Origin of the sequence: Treponema sp. (assembly GCF_045641405.1) — a bacterium.
GTDB lineage: Bacteria > Spirochaetota > Spirochaetia > Treponematales > Treponemataceae > Treponema_D.
This window is the reverse complement of the sequence record NZ_JAZUGX010000037.1, coordinates 1-16,954: the sequence shown is the minus strand read 5'-3', so window position 1 is coordinate 16,954 and position 16,954 is coordinate 1. Positions and strand designations below refer to the sequence as shown.

Annotated in this window: 14 protein-coding genes; 10 read left to right on the top strand and 4 right to left on the bottom strand. The window is 43.7% G+C overall.

What is annotated here, in order from left to right; translation table 11 throughout:
* Positions 1-86: 86 nt before the first annotated feature.
* Positions 87-1,484: a MocR-like pyridoxine biosynthesis transcription factor PdxR gene (gene pdxR, locus ACKI39_RS05415; protein WP_407398406.1), complete on the top strand. Its 1,398-nt coding sequence runs from the start codon at positions 87-89 to the stop codon at positions 1,482-1,484.
* A gap of 36 nt (positions 1,485-1,520) precedes the next feature.
* Positions 1,521-2,075, top strand: coding sequence for a TIGR01440 family protein (locus ACKI39_RS05410; RefSeq protein ID WP_407398404.1), 555 nt, complete (start codon positions 1,521-1,523; stop codon positions 2,073-2,075).
* On the opposite strand, the gene ACKI39_RS05405 is transcribed toward ACKI39_RS05410, so the two are convergent.
* Positions 2,072-4,015 carry an AMP-dependent synthetase/ligase gene (locus ACKI39_RS05405; protein WP_407398402.1) on the bottom strand — a complete coding sequence of 648 codons (1,944 nt, stop codon included), beginning with the start codon at positions 4,013-4,015 and terminating at the stop codon, positions 2,072-2,074. The two genes, ACKI39_RS05410 and ACKI39_RS05405, sit on opposite strands and share 4 nt — an antisense overlap.
* Positions 4,016-4,769: 754 nt before the next feature.
* On the opposite strand from ACKI39_RS05405, the gene ACKI39_RS05400 reads away from it, so the two are divergent.
* The 4 genes from ACKI39_RS05400 to ACKI39_RS05385 all read left to right on the top strand — a co-directional run bounded on the left by ACKI39_RS05400 (position 4,770) and on the right by ACKI39_RS05385 (position 8,696).
* Positions 4,770-5,372: an SAM-dependent methyltransferase gene (locus ACKI39_RS05400; protein ID WP_407398400.1), complete on the top strand. Its 603-nt coding sequence runs from the start codon at positions 4,770-4,772 to the stop codon at positions 5,370-5,372.
* A gap of 63 nt (positions 5,373-5,435) precedes the next feature.
* Positions 5,436-6,395 (top strand): peptidoglycan DD-metalloendopeptidase family protein, encoded by a 960-nt coding sequence (locus tag ACKI39_RS05395; RefSeq protein WP_407398398.1) that lies wholly within the window; start codon positions 5,436-5,438, stop codon positions 6,393-6,395.
* A 223-nt stretch (positions 6,396-6,618) separates the two neighbouring features.
* Positions 6,619-7,437 (top strand): CheR family methyltransferase, encoded by an 819-nt coding sequence (locus ACKI39_RS05390; protein ID WP_407398396.1) that lies wholly within the window; start codon positions 6,619-6,621, stop codon positions 7,435-7,437.
* 59 nt (positions 7,438-7,496) lie between these two features.
* Entirely contained in the window at positions 7,497-8,696 is a 1,200-nt protein-coding gene (locus ACKI39_RS05385; RefSeq protein ID WP_407398394.1) for a protein-glutamate methylesterase/protein-glutamine glutaminase, read from the top strand.
* Between the two features lie 137 nt (positions 8,697-8,833).
* Here ACKI39_RS05385 and ACKI39_RS05380 read toward each other — a convergent pair whose 3' ends face one another.
* The 3 genes from ACKI39_RS05380 to ACKI39_RS05370 are packed head-to-tail and all read right to left on the bottom strand — an operon-like array spanning position 8,834 to position 10,982.
* The gene (locus ACKI39_RS05380; protein ID WP_407398392.1) at positions 8,834-9,688 is read right to left on the bottom strand and encodes a TPM domain-containing protein; all 855 of its coding nucleotides are present in this window, start codon (positions 9,686-9,688) and stop codon (positions 8,834-8,836) included.
* A 1-nt stretch (position 9,689) separates the two neighbouring features.
* On the bottom strand, positions 9,690-10,382 hold the full coding sequence (locus ACKI39_RS05375) for a TPM domain-containing protein (RefSeq protein WP_407398390.1): 693 nt from the start codon (positions 10,380-10,382) through the stop codon (positions 9,690-9,692).
* A 9-nt stretch (positions 10,383-10,391) separates the two neighbouring features.
* Entirely contained in the window at positions 10,392-10,982 is a 591-nt protein-coding gene (locus ACKI39_RS05370) for a LemA family protein (protein WP_407398388.1), read from the bottom strand.
* 164 nt (positions 10,983-11,146) lie between these two features.
* On the opposite strand from ACKI39_RS05370, the gene ACKI39_RS05365 reads away from it, so the two are divergent.
* The 4 genes from ACKI39_RS05365 (at position 11,147) to ACKI39_RS05350 (ending at position 16,483) form a co-directional block, all read left to right on the top strand.
* Positions 11,147-12,562, top strand: a complete 1,416-nt coding sequence (locus ACKI39_RS05365) for an ATP-dependent 6-phosphofructokinase (RefSeq protein ID WP_407398386.1) — start codon at positions 11,147-11,149, stop codon at positions 12,560-12,562.
* A 202-nt stretch (positions 12,563-12,764) separates the two neighbouring features.
* On the top strand, positions 12,765-13,892 hold the full coding sequence (locus ACKI39_RS05360) for a hypothetical protein (protein ID WP_407398384.1): 1,128 nt from the start codon (positions 12,765-12,767) through the stop codon (positions 13,890-13,892).
* A gap of 78 nt (positions 13,893-13,970) precedes the next feature.
* Positions 13,971-14,996, top strand: a complete 1,026-nt coding sequence (locus tag ACKI39_RS05355) for a hypothetical protein (protein WP_407398383.1) — start codon at positions 13,971-13,973, stop codon at positions 14,994-14,996.
* 155 nt (positions 14,997-15,151) lie between these two features.
* Positions 15,152-16,483 carry an HD-GYP domain-containing protein gene (locus tag ACKI39_RS05350; RefSeq protein ID WP_407398381.1) on the top strand — a complete coding sequence of 444 codons (1,332 nt, stop codon included), beginning with the start codon at positions 15,152-15,154 and terminating at the stop codon, positions 16,481-16,483.
* The last annotated feature ends 471 nt before the right edge of the window (positions 16,484-16,954 follow it).

Genomic DNA, 16,954 nt, shown 5'->3' with positions numbered 1-16,954 from the left:
AATATGTTGAAATATTGCGAAAAAACTGATATTAAATAAATGTTCAATTTGAATAAATTTTAGATGCCAGAGAATTTCAGGACAAAATGCTTACCTACGACTTTTCAAATCTTACAGGACCACTTTACAGGGAACTCTACCAGAAAATACGGCAGGACATACTGAACGGAACCATCAAAACAGGTGAAAAGCTGCCTTCAAAAAGAACCCTTGCGCAAAATCTTGGTGTCAGTACCATTACGGTTGAAAATGCCTATGACCAGTTGATAAGCGAAGGCTATTTATACAGCGAAGTAAAGCGCGGATATTTTGTAAGCGACATAAAGAAAATTGCGGTGCCAAAGGTAATTCAAAAGCCTGAACTCAACATCATGACCAACGAAAAAAAATCCTGGTACTTTGATTTTTCTTCCAACACCGTGGAAGCAAAAAACTTTCCTTTCTCAGTGTGGGCAAAATTAAGCCGTGAAGTCCTGTCTGACATGCAGTCGGAGGTCCTGCAGATTTCACCAAGCAACGGAACGGAATCCTTGAGAAAAGCAATTGCAAATCATCTTCTGTCTTTCCGAGGAATGAGCGTAGATCCAAACCAGATCATCATTGGCGCTGGAACCGAAAACCTTTACGAAATACTCATCAAACTGCTGGGTGACAGAAAAACTTACTGCATTGAAAATCCAGGCTACATAAAGATCAGAAAAGTCTACGAAATAAACAAGGTCAATTATGTATCTGCAAACCTTGATGAAAATGGAATCAGCATTGAAGAACTTAAAAAATCAAAGGCAGATATTGCTCATATAAGCCCTAACCATCACTTTCCGACTGGAATCACAATGCCAGTTTCACGCCGCTACGAAATCCTAGGCTGGGCTAACGAAAAGAAAGACAGATATATTATTGAAGATGATTACGACAGCGAATTCCGCCAGAACGGAAATCCCATTCCAACCTTGCAGAGCATCGATGCCTTTGGGAAAGTAATCTACATGAACACCTTCTCAAAATCCATTGCATCAACAATCCGTATCAGTTACATGGTTTTGCCAGAACAGCTTGCAAACCTTTACTATCGAACCTTGAATTTCTATTCCTGCCCAGTACCGACCTTTGAGCAGTATACCCTCTCAAAATTCATAGACGAAGGATATTTTGAAAAACACATCAACCGCATGAGGCTTTATTACCGCCGAAAAAGAATTACGGTTTTAAATATCCTCAAAAAAAATCTTTCCGACAGAGAATGTTCAATCATTGAAAGCGACTCAGGGCTCCATTTGATTTTAAAACTCAACTGCAGCATTTCCGACGAAGAACTTAAAGCTTCCCTTCTTGAAAAGAGCATAAACATCAACATGCTTTCGGAATACTACATCTGTCCAAAAGAAAACCTCCAGCACATGTATCTTCTGAACTACTCAAACATCAACCTTGAAAAGTTTGAAAAGACCATGAAGGTGCTGAAGGAAATTATTGCAAAATAACATTAAAACTAATTATGATTGAATAAGGAATTAAAAATGGAAAAAGAACTTGAATTGTCCACTATAGAATCTCAGGTTGCTGATGCAGTTCAGCAGGTCATTGATGCTCACCCGATAGCGAAGGGGTCAATTTTTGTAATCGGCTGTTCTTCAAGCGAAATCGGCGGTGGCCTCATTGGTCATGCTTCAAGCGAAGAAATCGGAAAAGCTGTTTTTAACGGCGCAAAGAAAGCCTGCGATAAAAATGGCATTTATCTTGCCGCCCAATGCTGCGAACATTTAAACCGTGCCCTCGTAATTGAAAAAGAATGCGCGGATAAATTCAGCTATGAGGAAGTCTGCGTTGTGCCTTGGCTTAAGGGAGGCGGATCTTTTGCAACGGCTGCCTACCACGGTTTAAAAAATCCTGTGGTTGTGGAACACATCAAGGCTGCTGCTGGAATCGACATCGGAAGCACACTCATCGGAATGCATTTAAAGGATGTTGCGGTTCCATTCCGACTTAAGGACTGCCACATCGGGAAAGCCTATGTGACTGCCGCCTACACAAGACCAAAACTCATCGGCGGCGAAAGAGCAAGGTACGATTAGTCTTTGTAAAGCATCGCAAGCTTGTCTTTATAAAGTTCTGCAACGCGGTAGCGCATCATTTCCTGCTTTGCAGAAAGTTCAACGCCAACTTCAAACGGCTTTGTAATCAAGGCAATCTTGTTGATCCTTTCGTAGCTCTTGAATCCGTTCTTTGCACTTACTTCTTCAAAAACAATACTTTCAAGAAGCTTTTTGATAGATTCCATTCCGCAGAGTTCTTCAAAAGAATTGAACTTGATTCCGTTTTCATTTGCATAGGTTTCAACAGCATCCTGTTCAGGAAGAATAAGTGCAGTCAAATATTTCTGGTCAACGCCCTTGTCATTTACGCCGAATACAACCGATGTTGCAATGAAAGACGATTCGTTGATCTTTGCTTCGATTGGAAGAGGTTCAATATTTTCTCCACCCTGAAGAACAATCGTATCCTTCTTGCGTCCACGGAGAGTTATTTCGCCGTTAACTGAAAGGATTGCAATGTCACCTGTGTCAAACCATCCGTCAACAGTCATTACTTTTTCAGTAAGGTCAGGTCTCTTGTAGTAACCCTTCATCACGCAGTTACCCTTGATCTGCAATGTTCCCTTGCGACAGCGGCCAAGTATGATTCCGTCATCATCAACAACACGGGCTTCAATTCCGCGGAAAGTTGTACCTACATTTCCGAAAATTGGATCCGCAATAGGACGAACGCTGACGATAGGAGCTGTTTCTGTAAGTCCGTATCCTTCTACGATTTTGATTCCTGCTGCCCAGTAAAAATTGTCTACGGCTGGAGGGAATGCACCGCCACCAGAAATTCCTGCACGGAAATTCTTTCCGACCATTGCTTTTATTTTTCTGAAGATGATGAGCTTTCCAAGAAGCCTCAACGGATACAAAAGGAGCCAAGGCCAAACAAGAACAGGCCACCAGAACCCAAGGTAATCGTTGCCGAATCTAGACTGCTTTCTACGGAGTTTGCGGTCAATCTTACACCACAAGACTGCTTCGCTTACAAAGAAACGGAACATCAGTAGTGTAATTCCACCCGCTTTCCTCATCTTGCGCCAGATGCCATCGTAAACTGCTGTCCAAACTCGAGGAACTGCAGGAAGCAAAACAGGATTGAGTTTCTGAAGATCCTGAAGAAGAATTGTACCGATTGGCTTTGTATAACAGAGGGTTGCACCCTGACAGATTACGATGTATTCAACTGCACGCTGGAAGGCATGCCATACAGGAAGAACAAGAAGTGCCCTTTCGCCAGGGTTAAGGAAAATGCGTTCTGTAACTTCATCAAGCTGGCAGAGAATGTTTCCGTGGGTAAGCATTACTCCCTTTGGTGTTCCTGTTGTTCCTGATGTAAAGATGATTGTTGCAAGATCATCTATCTGTCCCTTTTCAAGTTCCTGTTCAACCGTATCAGGATGAGCCTTTCTCCATTCATGACCTGCCTTAAGAAGATCCTGAAACTGAAGGCACTTGATTCCCTGGGCCTCGCAATTTGCCTTCATTTCGTCTGAAACAGGATCAAAGGCAATTGCAGTATCAAGAGTAGGAACATTTTTCTTTATGTTGAGGAGTTTCTTTATCTGTGCTTCGTTTTCCGTAATGCAGATTTTAACTTCAGAAAATGAAAGGATGTATGAAAGGTCGCTTTCTGTTGCATCGCACCCGCGTGGAGTATCGATGGCACCGATGGAAAGAAGTCCAACATCAGCCTGTTCCCATTCTTCACGGTTGTCTGCAATGAGTCCGATTCTGTCACCGCGCTGAACACCAAGGTCAAGGAGTGCACCTGAAAAATCCATTGCGTTCTGGAACATGTCATGGTAGTTGACTTCCCTGTAGCCTCCATCTTTTGTATGGGAAAGCTGTGCCGAAACTTCAGGCCATTTTTCTGCCGCCATCTTTACAAGGCGTGGCAATGTGTCTCCAAAGCGTAATGCGTAGTCCATTTTATTCTCCCCCTTTAGGTGAAAAATGACAAAAACTCAATTTTTGTAGAGTATAAAAACTATCCTATAGATATACAATGAAATTTCGGCTGAATTCGGCTCAAAATTTAAGCAAAAGTCAGTATTTTATAATATTTAGACAGTATTTTTTGCAACCTTACCCGCGCTTTCCGTGTCTAATATAAATCCGCCTCATCTGGCGAAAGCCTTGTCAATTATTTACCCTTCATCAAAACACTTTCGCCACAAGAATCGCCCTGCGATTCTTGTAAGTTCCACTAAATATTGGCACGGTTCCGTGCGTAAGCCGATCTCCCACAAAAAAATTCAGACGGCATACACTTCAACAGAGAAAATAGATGCTCTATAAAAGCTTCAAAAATCGGCGGAGCAAAGGTTCGCATTAAACTGCGACTTGAGACGCAGTCTCACAGGCGAAAGCCTTGTCTATATATTTGCCCTTCATCAAAACACTTTCGCCACAAGAATCGCCCTGCGATTCTTGTAAGTTCCACTAAATATTGGCACGGTTCCGTGCGTAAGCCGATCTCCCACAAAAAAATTCAGACGGCATACACTTCAACAGAGAAAATGAAAGCTCTATAAAAGCCTCAAAAATCGGCGGAGCAAAGGTTCGTGACAAACCACGACTTGAGACGCAGTCTCACTGGAGTGGGCTTGTCACGGTTCTTTGCGTAAGCCGATTTTTGAATATTTTCTAAATAGCATTCATTTACTTTCCGATATAAAATGTATGCCGTCTAAACAGAACAGTTATGCAAAACCTGACTACTGGTCTCAGAAAGCCTTCAAGGAAGGTTACCCTGCAAGAAGCGTCTACAAGCTCCAGGAAATCGACCAGAAATTCGGAATGCTCAAGAAAAGCAGCGTAGTCCTTGATCTTGGCGCAGCCCCTGGCAGCTGGACAACATGGCTCCTACGCAACATAAGCGAAACAGGAAAAGTAGTCTCATGTGACCTTAACCCCCTTGCAAAGGATGTGAGGGCAGACAACCTTGTATTCTTCCAGGGAGACCTCCTGAGCGAGGAAATCCGTGAAAAAATCAAGGCGGAAGGACCGTATGACCTGGTAGTATGTGACGCCGCTCCTTTGACGACAGGAAACCGCGTGGTAGATACCCTTCGGTCGAAAGCTTTGGTCGAAATGGCAATCTGGTATGCCCAGACAATGCTCAAGCCAGGCGCAAATTTCTGCGTAAAGATATTCCAGAACGGCGACCAGCAGAAGCTCCTAATGAAAATGAGGGAAACCTTTACGCAGGCAAAGGGATTCAAGCCAGAAGCCTGCCGCCAGGAATCCTTTGAGACCTATCTCATCGGTCTTGGAAAGAAGTAAAAAACTGAATAATAGCTGAATGTATTTGAGGTAATAGAGATTATGTGGTACAATAGTTACAAAATGAAGGCTTATTTAAAATATGGTTTGGTATGCGGAACCGCAATCTGTGGAATTGCCGCATTCGTAACAGGCATCACATTCGGAATCGTTCACTTCAGGAATTCAGTCGGCCGCGGTGGTTTTGACGCACAGGTTTCAAACCACATCGAAAAAGAACTGGTTGCAGAATCTTCCATAGAGGGGCTCGATCTTGCCGCAGACGAACTTAGACAGGTCGACAGCGAACTATCGTACATCTCATACCGCATCAAAAAAGGTGACATGATCGGCTTTATCGCAGATGAATTCGGTGTTACTCAGGACACGATCATCAGCGTAAACAACATCCACTCCTCACGCCTCATTCAGATTGGTCAGTACCTTAAGATTCCTTCAATGCCAGGAATCCTCTATACAGTCCACAACGACGGTGAAACAATCGCTACAATTGCAGAAAAATACAAGGTAGAGGCTGAAAAATGTTCATCAGTCAACAACATCAGCCTTGACGAATCCCTTAAGGCTGGAAAACAGCTTTTTGTTCCTTATGCTGAACTGGACTGGGTGACAAGACAGGAAATCAACGGAGACCTTTTCACAAGACCTATCAAGAACCGCTACTACTTCACTTCAATGTTCGGATGGCGTAAAAATCCTTTCGACGCATCAAAAAGAACATACCACGGCGGAATCGACATGGCTTGCGGTACAGGAACCAGTGTCTATGCGGCTTTGCCAGGAAAGGTAGTAACTGCAGGCTGGAGCGATGTATACGGAAACTACGTCGTAATTGCCCACCATTCAGGATACAAGACCCTTTACGGCCACATGAGCGAGATAACCACCAAAAAGGGTGCATTCGTAGATACAAACACAAGAGTCGGTCGCGTAGGCAGCACAGGCATGTCTACAGGTCCACACCTTCATTTTGCAGTCTACAAGAACGGTCGTTCAGTAAATCCTGCAAATCTCTGGAAATAGAATTCAATTTTCTACCATAAAATGAACTTAAAATGCGGTGTCGGGCATGGCAACCTGGATTCTCTGGTGCCGAATCTTGAAACCACCGCATATTTAGTTTGAACTCCTTTATTTAGACCAGCTCAATCAGCGCACAGACACCCTCGGCAAGCGTTCTCATTTTTTTTCAATAAATCTCGCCGAAAGTTTACAAATCGAATTTTCCGCTTTATAATAACATATTATGTCAGATTTGCTTACAGACTCGCAGTTTACCGAGTTCAGAAAACTTATTTATGATGCCAGCGGAATCACATTCTCAGAAACAAACCGCTCAATTCTCGACAGCAGACTGAAGGAACGCCTGCGCGACAAGAATTTGGAAAACCTTGACGCCTATTACAAGATCATTACAAGCGACAAGGAAGAATTCAAGCTGTTCCTTGACAGCATTACAACAAACCTTACAAGATTCTTCCGTAATCAGCCTCACTTTGATGCTCTTATAAACTACGTTATTCCACACGTCATTGAGAACAAGAAGAAAACAGGCGACACAAAGATCAAGATCTGGAGTGCTGGTTGTTCAACAGGCGAAGAACCATATACCCTCGCCATGCTTCTCAAGGACAAGCTGCCAGCCCCTTACACTTTCGAAATCATCGCTTCGGATATTTCCCTTAAGTCGCTTATGGTTGGACAGCAGGGATTCTATCCTGAGTCCCGCATCTCGGGAATTCCGCAGAACTACCTTGCATCATACTTTACAAAGACGGACAAGGGTTACCAGGTTAAGCCAGACCTGATGAAGACCATCAAGTTTGACTACCATAACCTTCGCTATGACATGGGTGCAAGAAACCTGGACATAGTTTTCTGCCGCAACGTTCTCATCTATTTTGATGAACCTGCCCAGAAAAACACCATCGACAATTTCTGGAAATCAATGGCAAAGAATTCATACCTGTTCATCGGACACTCTGAAAGTCTGTTCGGAATGGACACTAAATTTGAATTCCTTAAGACACCATGGGCCTGCCTTTACCAGAAAAACGAAGCGTAGGACAATAAAGACGGCTGCCTGGTATCTTCCGAGCAGCCAATTTTTTTAGAGAGGTTTATATGGACGATATTGAAGTACTTGTTTGTGACGATTCAGCTTTGATGAGAAACCTTATTACACGTATCATCGAAGGAACAGATGGAATGAAGGTCTGCGGAACGGCAATGAATGGTAAATTTGCCCTTCAGAAGCTGGAAAGCCTTAAGCCTGACCTGATCCTTCTCGACATTGAAATGCCAGAGATGAACGGTGTTCAGTTCCTTGAAGAAAGAAAGAAGAAAGGGCTCAATGTTCCAGTAGTCATCCTCTCTTCAATCGCAACAGAAGGCGCCAGCGTTACAATGAACTGTCTCGAGCTTGGTGCAAGCGACTTCATCACAAAGCCATCGGGATCTACATCTTCAAGCATTTCTTCTGTAGGAAGCGCAATCATTGAAAAGATAGCCTCGTACGGAGGAAGATACGCAAGACTACACGGCAAGCAGATTCCAAGCGCCGAACACTACATGCAGCAGGCGAAGCTCAAGGAAATCGAAGCTCAGGCTGTAAAGGACGGGATCATTGAAAAGCCAAAGGATTCTCCTGTCAAGGCTGAACCTTCTTTCTCTCCTACGCTTTTCTCTTCTTCTACAAAAAAGAAGGATCCTGATGTTATCACACCTGAACGAGAAGGTGGTCCTATCGATATCGTTGTCCTTGGAATCTCTACTGGCGGACCTAATGCCCTCCGTGAGGTTTTCAAGAACCTTGATCCAAAATTTCCAAAGCCAATCCTCGTTGTCCAGCATATGCCAGCAGGGTTCACAAAGGAATTCGCAGCAAGCCTTGATAGGATATGCCCTCTAAACGTAAAGGAAGCGGAAGATGGCGACCCTATCCATCCAGGACAGATTTACATCGCCCCTGGCAACTACCATATCGTCATTGAAAAATCCACACTCTGCAATGTAATCCGACTTTCGGATGCAGACCTTAGGAACGGACATAGACCTTCCGCAGACTGGCTCTTTGAAAGCTGTGCAAAAATCTACAAGAACAGGGCCCTTGGCGTAATCATGACTGGCATGGGACGCGACGGTGCAGTTCAGCTTGCAGAAATGAGAAAGCAGGGTGCATGGACCATCGGTCAGGATGAAGAATCGTCTGTTGTCTACGGAATGCCTCGCGTAGCATGGGAGCTTGGAGCCGTTCAGAAGCAGGTTTCCCTTGAAAAGATGGCAGAAGCAATGAACAACATCGTAAAGGAACATTCAAAATAAAAAGCAAAAAGGGCTGTCTTAAAAGTATGATTTACGGTGGTTGAGCCTCATGTCGAAACCACCACATTTAGTGTAGCAGTCATTTCGACAAGCTCAATGAGCACTACACTAAATACTTATTGGACAGCCCTTTTTTTTTACCAGCTGGAAGAAGCTCCTCCTCCGCCAAAGCTTCCGCCGCCGCCAGAAAATCCACCACCACCAAAGCCGCTGCCTCCACCGAAACCGCTGCCACCCCAATGGTCACCACCTCCAAAGGAACCCATAGGAACAAAGAAAATACCCCGCCTATGGCGCCTTAACGTTGATGTCATTGCGCTGAAAAGCATAAGGACCCAGATGATTATGAACAGCAGCACTGGAAAAGGAATTGAAGTCCTTGATTTCGTTTCCGACTTTACGCCGTCAGCCGTAACCATCGACTCATCTCCAGAAATGATTGCCGCCATCAGTCTGACACCTTCAGTGATTCCACCTTCGTAATCACTGGATTTGAAGGCAGGTACGATTACATTGCGAAGGATCCTTGCACACTTTGCATCGGTAAGAACTCCCTCGGTACCGTAACCTGTCTCTATGCGGACTGCATGTTCCTTCATGGAGACCACAAGAAGCGCACCGTTATCGACCCCTTTCTGTCCTAGAGCCCATTTTTCCGCATGCCTCATGCTGAAGGATTCAATATCCTCTCCGCCCATGTCATCTACAACAAGAACACCTATCTGAATTCCCTTGGTATCGTTCAAGTCAACAAGAAACCTGTTCAGTTCATCAAAACCTGCCCTGGAAAATACGCCTGCCGCGTCGACTACAGGAGAAGAAAATTCCATAGCCCTATGTTCAGTCAAAGCCGATGATGAGGCATTTCTTGAAACCGATGTCTTTGATTCAGTCTTAGTGACTTCCTTTATGATGAAGCTTGGAACACCGATCATGAAAAAAATAAGTATGAGAATTCCAATAAAATCGTTTCCACTTGCCTTTTTTGACATTCTAATTCTCCAGTATCACAAGTCCGTCATCTAGCTGATTTTTCTTTTCTCCATCGGATGGGAAATTTTCCGCAAGCAGCTGACCGCATTTTTCCACAGCAGAAAGGAAAGCTTCCTTTGAACTTCCGCCATTCATATTCTCTGCAATTTCATCAGCAATTATGTTCCAAAGATCCTCCGTAACTTTCTCACTGATGTGCCTGTCCGCAACAATCCTAACCTGCCGTTCAAACCATGAAACAAAAATCAGAATTCCACTGTGGCTGTCGGTGCAATAAACTCCGCTTTCCGCAAAATGCCTTAAAGCACGGTTGGTGACAGCTCTTTCCTTTACGGACGCAGGAATTACAAGAGAATCTATAGTCGGAATGTTGTATAGAAAATAAAGAACCACAACTGCGATGGTACTTAGTCCTGCATAGAAAAGGGAAAGATACCATGGTTCAATGTCCCAGAAACGGGATGAAAGCCATGCATAGATCTGGGAAGACATGGGAAAAACGCAGAGAAACAACGCAAGCGCCGTAATGCCAGCAGAAGCAAGCTCCCATTCCGCATAGGTATCGCTTTCCGCGGTTACGGCAAGGGCAATTTCTCCGCAGGTCCTGCTTTCAGCCTTTGCTACAGCTTCCCTGATTTCTGCAAGATCCTTTTCAGTCAGATTCAGTTTTTTATTCAACTGCTTTGTCGTCATCTATCTACCTTAATCAAAGGAAACTGCAGGAGCCTTCTGGGTTCCTTCTTCTGCCTGGAAATATGCCTTCTTTTCAAAGTGGAACATTTTTGCAGTGATTACGCCCGGAAACATCTGGATCGATTTATTGTATGCGCCTACTGCATCGTTATATCTTTTGCGCTCTGTAGAAATCCTGTTTTCAATTCCTTCAATCTGACTCTGCAGGTCAAGGAAATTCACGTTGCTCTTAAGCTCAGGATAATTTTCCGTGAGTGCAAGAAGACGACCAAGACCAGAACTGAGTTCCTTCTGTGCCTTCTGGAAGCTGGCGAATTTTTCAGGATCGTCCGTTATGGATGAATCAACGGATACTGTTCCGCCAAGCTTTGCTCGGGACTCTGCTATTTCGGTAAAGACCTTTTCTTCATGCTTGGTGATTCCTTTTACAGTGGAAACAAGATTAGGAACAAGGTCGGCACGTTTCTGATATTGGTTCTCAACGTTTGCCCACTGCTGTTCCACGGCTTCCCTCTGGGAAACAAGACCGTTATATCCACAGCCTGTAAACATAAAAACTGAAGCAAAAGCAACGCTTATGACAGTAACAATCTTTTTCATTTTAACCTCTTTCCTTTAAAATTAGAAAAAAAAGCCCAGATTGTCAAAGGGAATACCATGGACGCCGCAACTTGTAATAATTGGAAACCATTACTTTCTACCCTTGAATTTATACTATTTTCTTTCTATACTTTAACCCAAATATTTAATTTTTGAGGTTCCCTATGGCAGGATTAGAATACGATTTTTCAGTTACAAACCTTGGAGAATGCAAGATCAAGTCTCCAATCGAACTTTCGCGCCATCATGGTGATTTCCGTGCAACATTCGTTCGCGATGATGCATATGTTCGCCGCGTTGTTAACTCTTATGACGAAAAACCAGAAGCAATCACATCGGAGGCAAACCACCTTGAGAAGGCTGGTCCTCGCGAATACATCTACTTTGATCCTCAGCATGTAACAGCAGGTATCTGTACTTGTGGCGGTCTCTGTCCAGGTCTCAACGATGTTATCCGTGCCGTAGTACGCACACTCTGGAACCGCTATGGTGTACGCCGCATCAAGGGAATCAAGTTCGGTTACCAGGGATTCTTTGAATCAAACGGTTTCGAACCAGTTGACCTTAACCCAGACAACATTGACGAAATCCACAAGATCGGTGGAACATACCTCGGTACATCACGCGGTGGCGGAGACAGGACATCAGAAATCGTTGACTCTATCGTAAAGATGGGAATCAACATGATGTTCATCATCGGTGGTGACGGAACACAGCGCGGTTCATTGGACATCGCAAACGAGGTTCAGCGCCGCGGACTCAACATCGCAGTCGTAGGTATTCCAAAGACCGTTGACAACGACCTTCAGTTCATCGACCGCTCATTCGGTTTTGAAACAGCAGTTCAGCAGGGTACAAAGGCAGTTGCTTCAGTTCACATGGAAGCTCACTCACAGATCGGCGGTATCGGTCTTGTAAAGCTCATGGGACGCGAATCAGGATTCATCGCAGCATGTACAGCAATCGCAAGCCACGAAACAAACTTCTGTCTCATCCCAGAAGTACCATTTGAACTTGACGGACCAAACGGCCTCCTTGCCCACCTTGAAGAACGCCTCAAGAGACGCGGACACGCAGTCATCGTCGTAGCAGAAGGTGCAGGCCAGGATCTTCTTGAAGCAACAGGTCAGACAGACGCTTCAGGAAACAAGAAACTTGCAGACATCGGTACATTCCTCCGCGACAAGATCAACGCCTACTTCAAGGAAAAGAAGACAGAAATCAACCTCAAGTACATCGATCCTTCATACGAAGTTCGTGCAGCTGTTACAAACGCAAACGACAGCATGTACTGTGAACGCCTTGGAAACTACGCCGTTCATGCTGCAATGGCAGGAAAGACAAAGATCGTAATAGGTCTTGTTCACGACAAGTATGTCCACCTTCCAATCAGCATGGCAACCCTCAGCCGCAACACTGTTGACCCAGAAAGCTCACTCTGGCGTGACGTTCTTGACGCTACACTCCAGCCTGTATACATGGTAAACAACATGGAGACAGTTACAGAAAAGCTCAAGAAGGCAAAGGAAGAAACAGACGCTAAGGCTCGTGCCCGCCTTGAAAAAGTAAGGAACATGTAATTTCCCGTTTCGGGTGATATAGAGGGATGCTGGAATTTCCATGGAATTCTGGCATCCCTTTTTTTATCGTCTTCTTGCTTTTGAGAAAAGTGTGAATTACAATTGAAACTAAAGGTATCAAGAATTATTGAACAATTCTTGTGATGAAAGTTACAGAAGGTCCTGGTTTCTAGAGTAATAAAGCTTTCGTCAAGGAGATATTATGAATTTCAGAAAATCCATTTCAATATTCGTTACATCGACGCTTGTACTCGCATTGGCTGATGCCGCAACAATCACCCTCCAGGCATCCGACGGTCCCGTAACGATCAATGTCCCTGACGACCTTGCTCCCCTCATCGAGCAGAACAAGGGAAAAATCGAAGAATCCCTTAAGACAAATAATGTAAATAAAGCAACAGTCTCTGGCTATGAAACCCAGATTACCCAGGTATATGACGACTACAAAGCAAAGTATCCAAATGCAACTTCGCCATTCACCGATACCGTCGGCAACCTGAATGTTCTATGCGATGAGCTTGTAGATACAATTCCAAACACACAGGGAATCCAGAACATATATGCAGATGCATGGATCGGAAAGCTCATTCCTAGTGCCCATTTCGGAGCTGGAGTCAACGTAGGAGCCTCTTCACTTGATATTTCTTCACTCAAGAAAACCGCCTCGGCATTGGACATCAATGTAGGCGACATTCCCGACAACCTTGCATTTCCTACGATCAATGCGGATCTTCGTGTAGGTGGAATTCTTCTTCCATTCGACATCGGGATCGCCGTGATGAAATTCGATTCTTCCACAATCGGAGCCCTTGAAAAAGCAATAGATCCTATGAGCTTTGACTATTTTGTAATAGGCGGAGATTTCCGTTACGCTCTGCTGAAAGGCGGAATGCTCAAGCCAAAGGTTTCCATAGGTGCTGGCTACTACTACACAAGCGGAAAGCTGTCGGTTAAGAACGACCAGGCCAGCGCTTCCCTTGGTTTTTCTTCACAGGCATACCTTCTTGAAGCCCAGGCTTCCATAAAGCTTCTGTTCCTCATCCCATTCGTTGGAACCAAGCTCATCTACTCAAAGACCGATGTTGACTGGACAGTCGATGCTCAGTGGAAGAACATCATTACGACTGGTGCATCAGATTTTGGAAACATGGTCGACCAAGGAATTCTTCCTTCTCATTTTAGCGGTAAATCAAACAGCACTTCTTTCCATCCACAGGTTTTCGGTGGAGTTGGATTTGATTTCTTTGTACTTTCCGCAACAGTATCTCTAGGCTACGACATCAAGTCAAAAATCGTTTCAGGAGCTGTAAGCACCCGTCTTTCATGGTAGGGGTACTTGAATTCACCTATGAAAGATGTGTTATAATCAGGACAGCCAAAAGGAGCTTTCCAATTTGGGGGTCTATCCATGAAAAAATTTTGTTTTTTGAGTTCCATCTTTGTACTAATCTTTATATCCTGTTCGCTCAATCAGGAACAGAAGGGAAGCCTGTCCATCACTTTGCCTGAAGCTGGCACCACACGAAGCCTGCAGGAAGATGTAGTAAAATTTCAGGTGACGGTAAGCGGCCCTACAGCACATACAACTCCATTCATTGCGCCTGGAACAGTGATCCCGATAGATGATCTCATTCCAGGTTTCTACACGGTTTCAGTCTATGGCTATGACAACAACAGCAAAAAGATCGCGCAGGGAACAAATACCGCAGCTGTCGAAGGCGGCATAAAGAATGATGTCACTGTAGAGATTTCAAGGGCACCTCAAGATCCTTGGGAATATGAGCCTCATTTGCCAGAATTTGAAATTCCCCAGGAAGGAGTTTTTGCACAATTTTTCTCATCTGGATCTAATAGCGTAAACATAGATCAATCCAACAATCCTTATATTTTTAATACAGAAGAACCTACAAAAGATATGTTCATCGTTGCAAAGGACGGAGTTCCTATTACAGAATTTACTCCTCGACTGGCGGAAGGTTTTTCATATAGCAATGTTGGACAGAATAAGGTAGATATCTTTGATTCTGACAACAATTTCATTACTGACTGTTATTATAACAGTCGCTACATGTTGAAAGAGACAAAAATCACCAGCATCACAGACCTTCTGACAGATAAGATTCCAATAACGATAAGCATTGGTAAATCGAATGGAGGATTGACAAAATCCGATGGAACAAGTTTGCAAATCGAAAATGCTACTGTTACAACTGTTACTGTAACTTCGTATACTTCGGGAAAGATATTTATAAAGACAAATACTTTTGAGGTTTCTTCTGCCAGTATAACACTCAATAAATCCGACTTAGGTATTACTACTTCAGGAAGTTATTTTCTTACAGTTGCCTTACTACAAAAAGCAAAGGAATCATATACTGACTGCTTTAATGTTGGAAGCGATGCTATTTCTTATAAAAGCATAACCGTTGAGTAGGCTATATTTTGTATTTATAAAACCATCCTGCAGGCTTGATGTCATTCACTCCATTGTGCCGCTGATGGATCCTTTCATGGTAGACTGCTAAATAAGCCGTTACGGGACTTTTCAAAAATTGAATTTTTTTATCTGTACATATATAATATGTGCAGATGGTACTTTCTAAAGGCGAAAAAGTAAACTATTCCGTAATGGCTGCGATTTTCATCGTGCTTGCCCTTCTCTTCAAGTCCTATGTTCTTTCTGACCAGACCCAGAAAATGAACAGGGAATCTTCCAATGTTTTTTTTGATTTCCAACAGAGAGACGAAGACAACATCTGGCCCCTCAACATCCCAAACCATCCGCTCATGCATGGAACCGTCTATGAGTCAAAAATCATCAACCGTTCGGCACACAATATCTCCGACTGGAAAATGACCATCACCATCACAAAGCCTGTATACCTTACCAGCTGCTGGAATGGAAACATTGAGATCCATCAGAAGACAAAGGGAAAGACAATAGTTCAGCCTGCCGTAAAATTACATGGCAGAGAATACGAAGAACTTAAGCAGCTTAAGGTCAAGAAATTCTGCGCGCCAAGAAAGCCTCTCCTCATCTACCTGAACCCAGGGGACAAGCTTATCTACTATCCAGACGACGAATATTCTGAATGCGTCATTCCAGCCCACACAGAAAACGACTTCCATTACTCGGAAATTGGATTCATCTTCCACAAGAACGACACTGAGCCACTCAACATGGATTTCGATTTTGCCAAAGCATACATAACCTACCATATGGAAGACAATGTTTCCGACAACATAATGCTGTATATCCTTGGCATTCTTTTCATTCTGTGGATTTTCACCCTCACATTCCAGATCAGAATCAAAATCATCAAGCTGGCAAAGATGAAGGAACGGGAACACGACAAGCAGACGATTGAACAGGTCATGACCGTGTTTACAAAATTCATAGATGCAAAGGACATCTACACAGGTGGACATTCTGAACGGGTTGCATCCTACGCACGAATGATCGCTAAGGAAGCCGGTCACGACGATGAATACTGCCAGAAGATTTTCTATTGCGGACTTCTGCACGACTGCGGAAAAATTTCCATTGGCGACACCTTACTCTCAAAGCCAGGAAGCCTTACCGACAAGGAATTCAAGATTGTACGCGCACACACCTTCAAGGGATATGAACTCTTGAAATCCCTTTCTTCCATTCCAGAAGCCTGCCAGACAGCGCTTTACCACCACGAGCGTTTTGATGGAACAGGATACCCAGAGCATCTGAGCGGAAAATACATTCCTGAATCCGCAAGAATCGTTGCTGTTGCAGATTCCTACGACACCATGAATTCAGAACGTTACTACAGAAAGGGATATCCAAAGGAAAAGATTCTTGAAGAACTTAGGGAAAACAGCGGAACACAATTTGATCCAGAATTCGTAAATGCATTCCTGAGCCTTGTAGAAAAAGGAAGAATTTAACGAAAGCAGCTACCACAGTTTAGAAGTGAAACCTTCTGCAACTTCCGCCACATAAAACATATTGGTTTCAGAAACAAAAAACTGCCAATGCCCACCCGCATCGGCAGAGAAAACATCCCAACCAAAATTTTGTCTAATCAATATAGCATGGGAATTTGAAAATATCAAGAAAAAGACTATCCAAAAAATATACATTTATCTTCGCATGAAACCGTCATTTTTTATTTTTCTGCGGTTATATATATATGTAAACATCGAGAAAAATGCTTCTCGAAATTCATATGACCGAGGTTGATAATGAAAGAAAAACGACGGCAGAGGATCCTTGATATAATCAGGAACCTGAGGCTGATGGACGATGCCTTCATGACGAGGTTCTTCGACGGGAATCTTGAGTGCACTTCCCTCGTCCTGCAGATCATCATCGGAAAGAGCGACCTCAAGGTCCTTGAGGCAAAGAGCCAGTTCTAC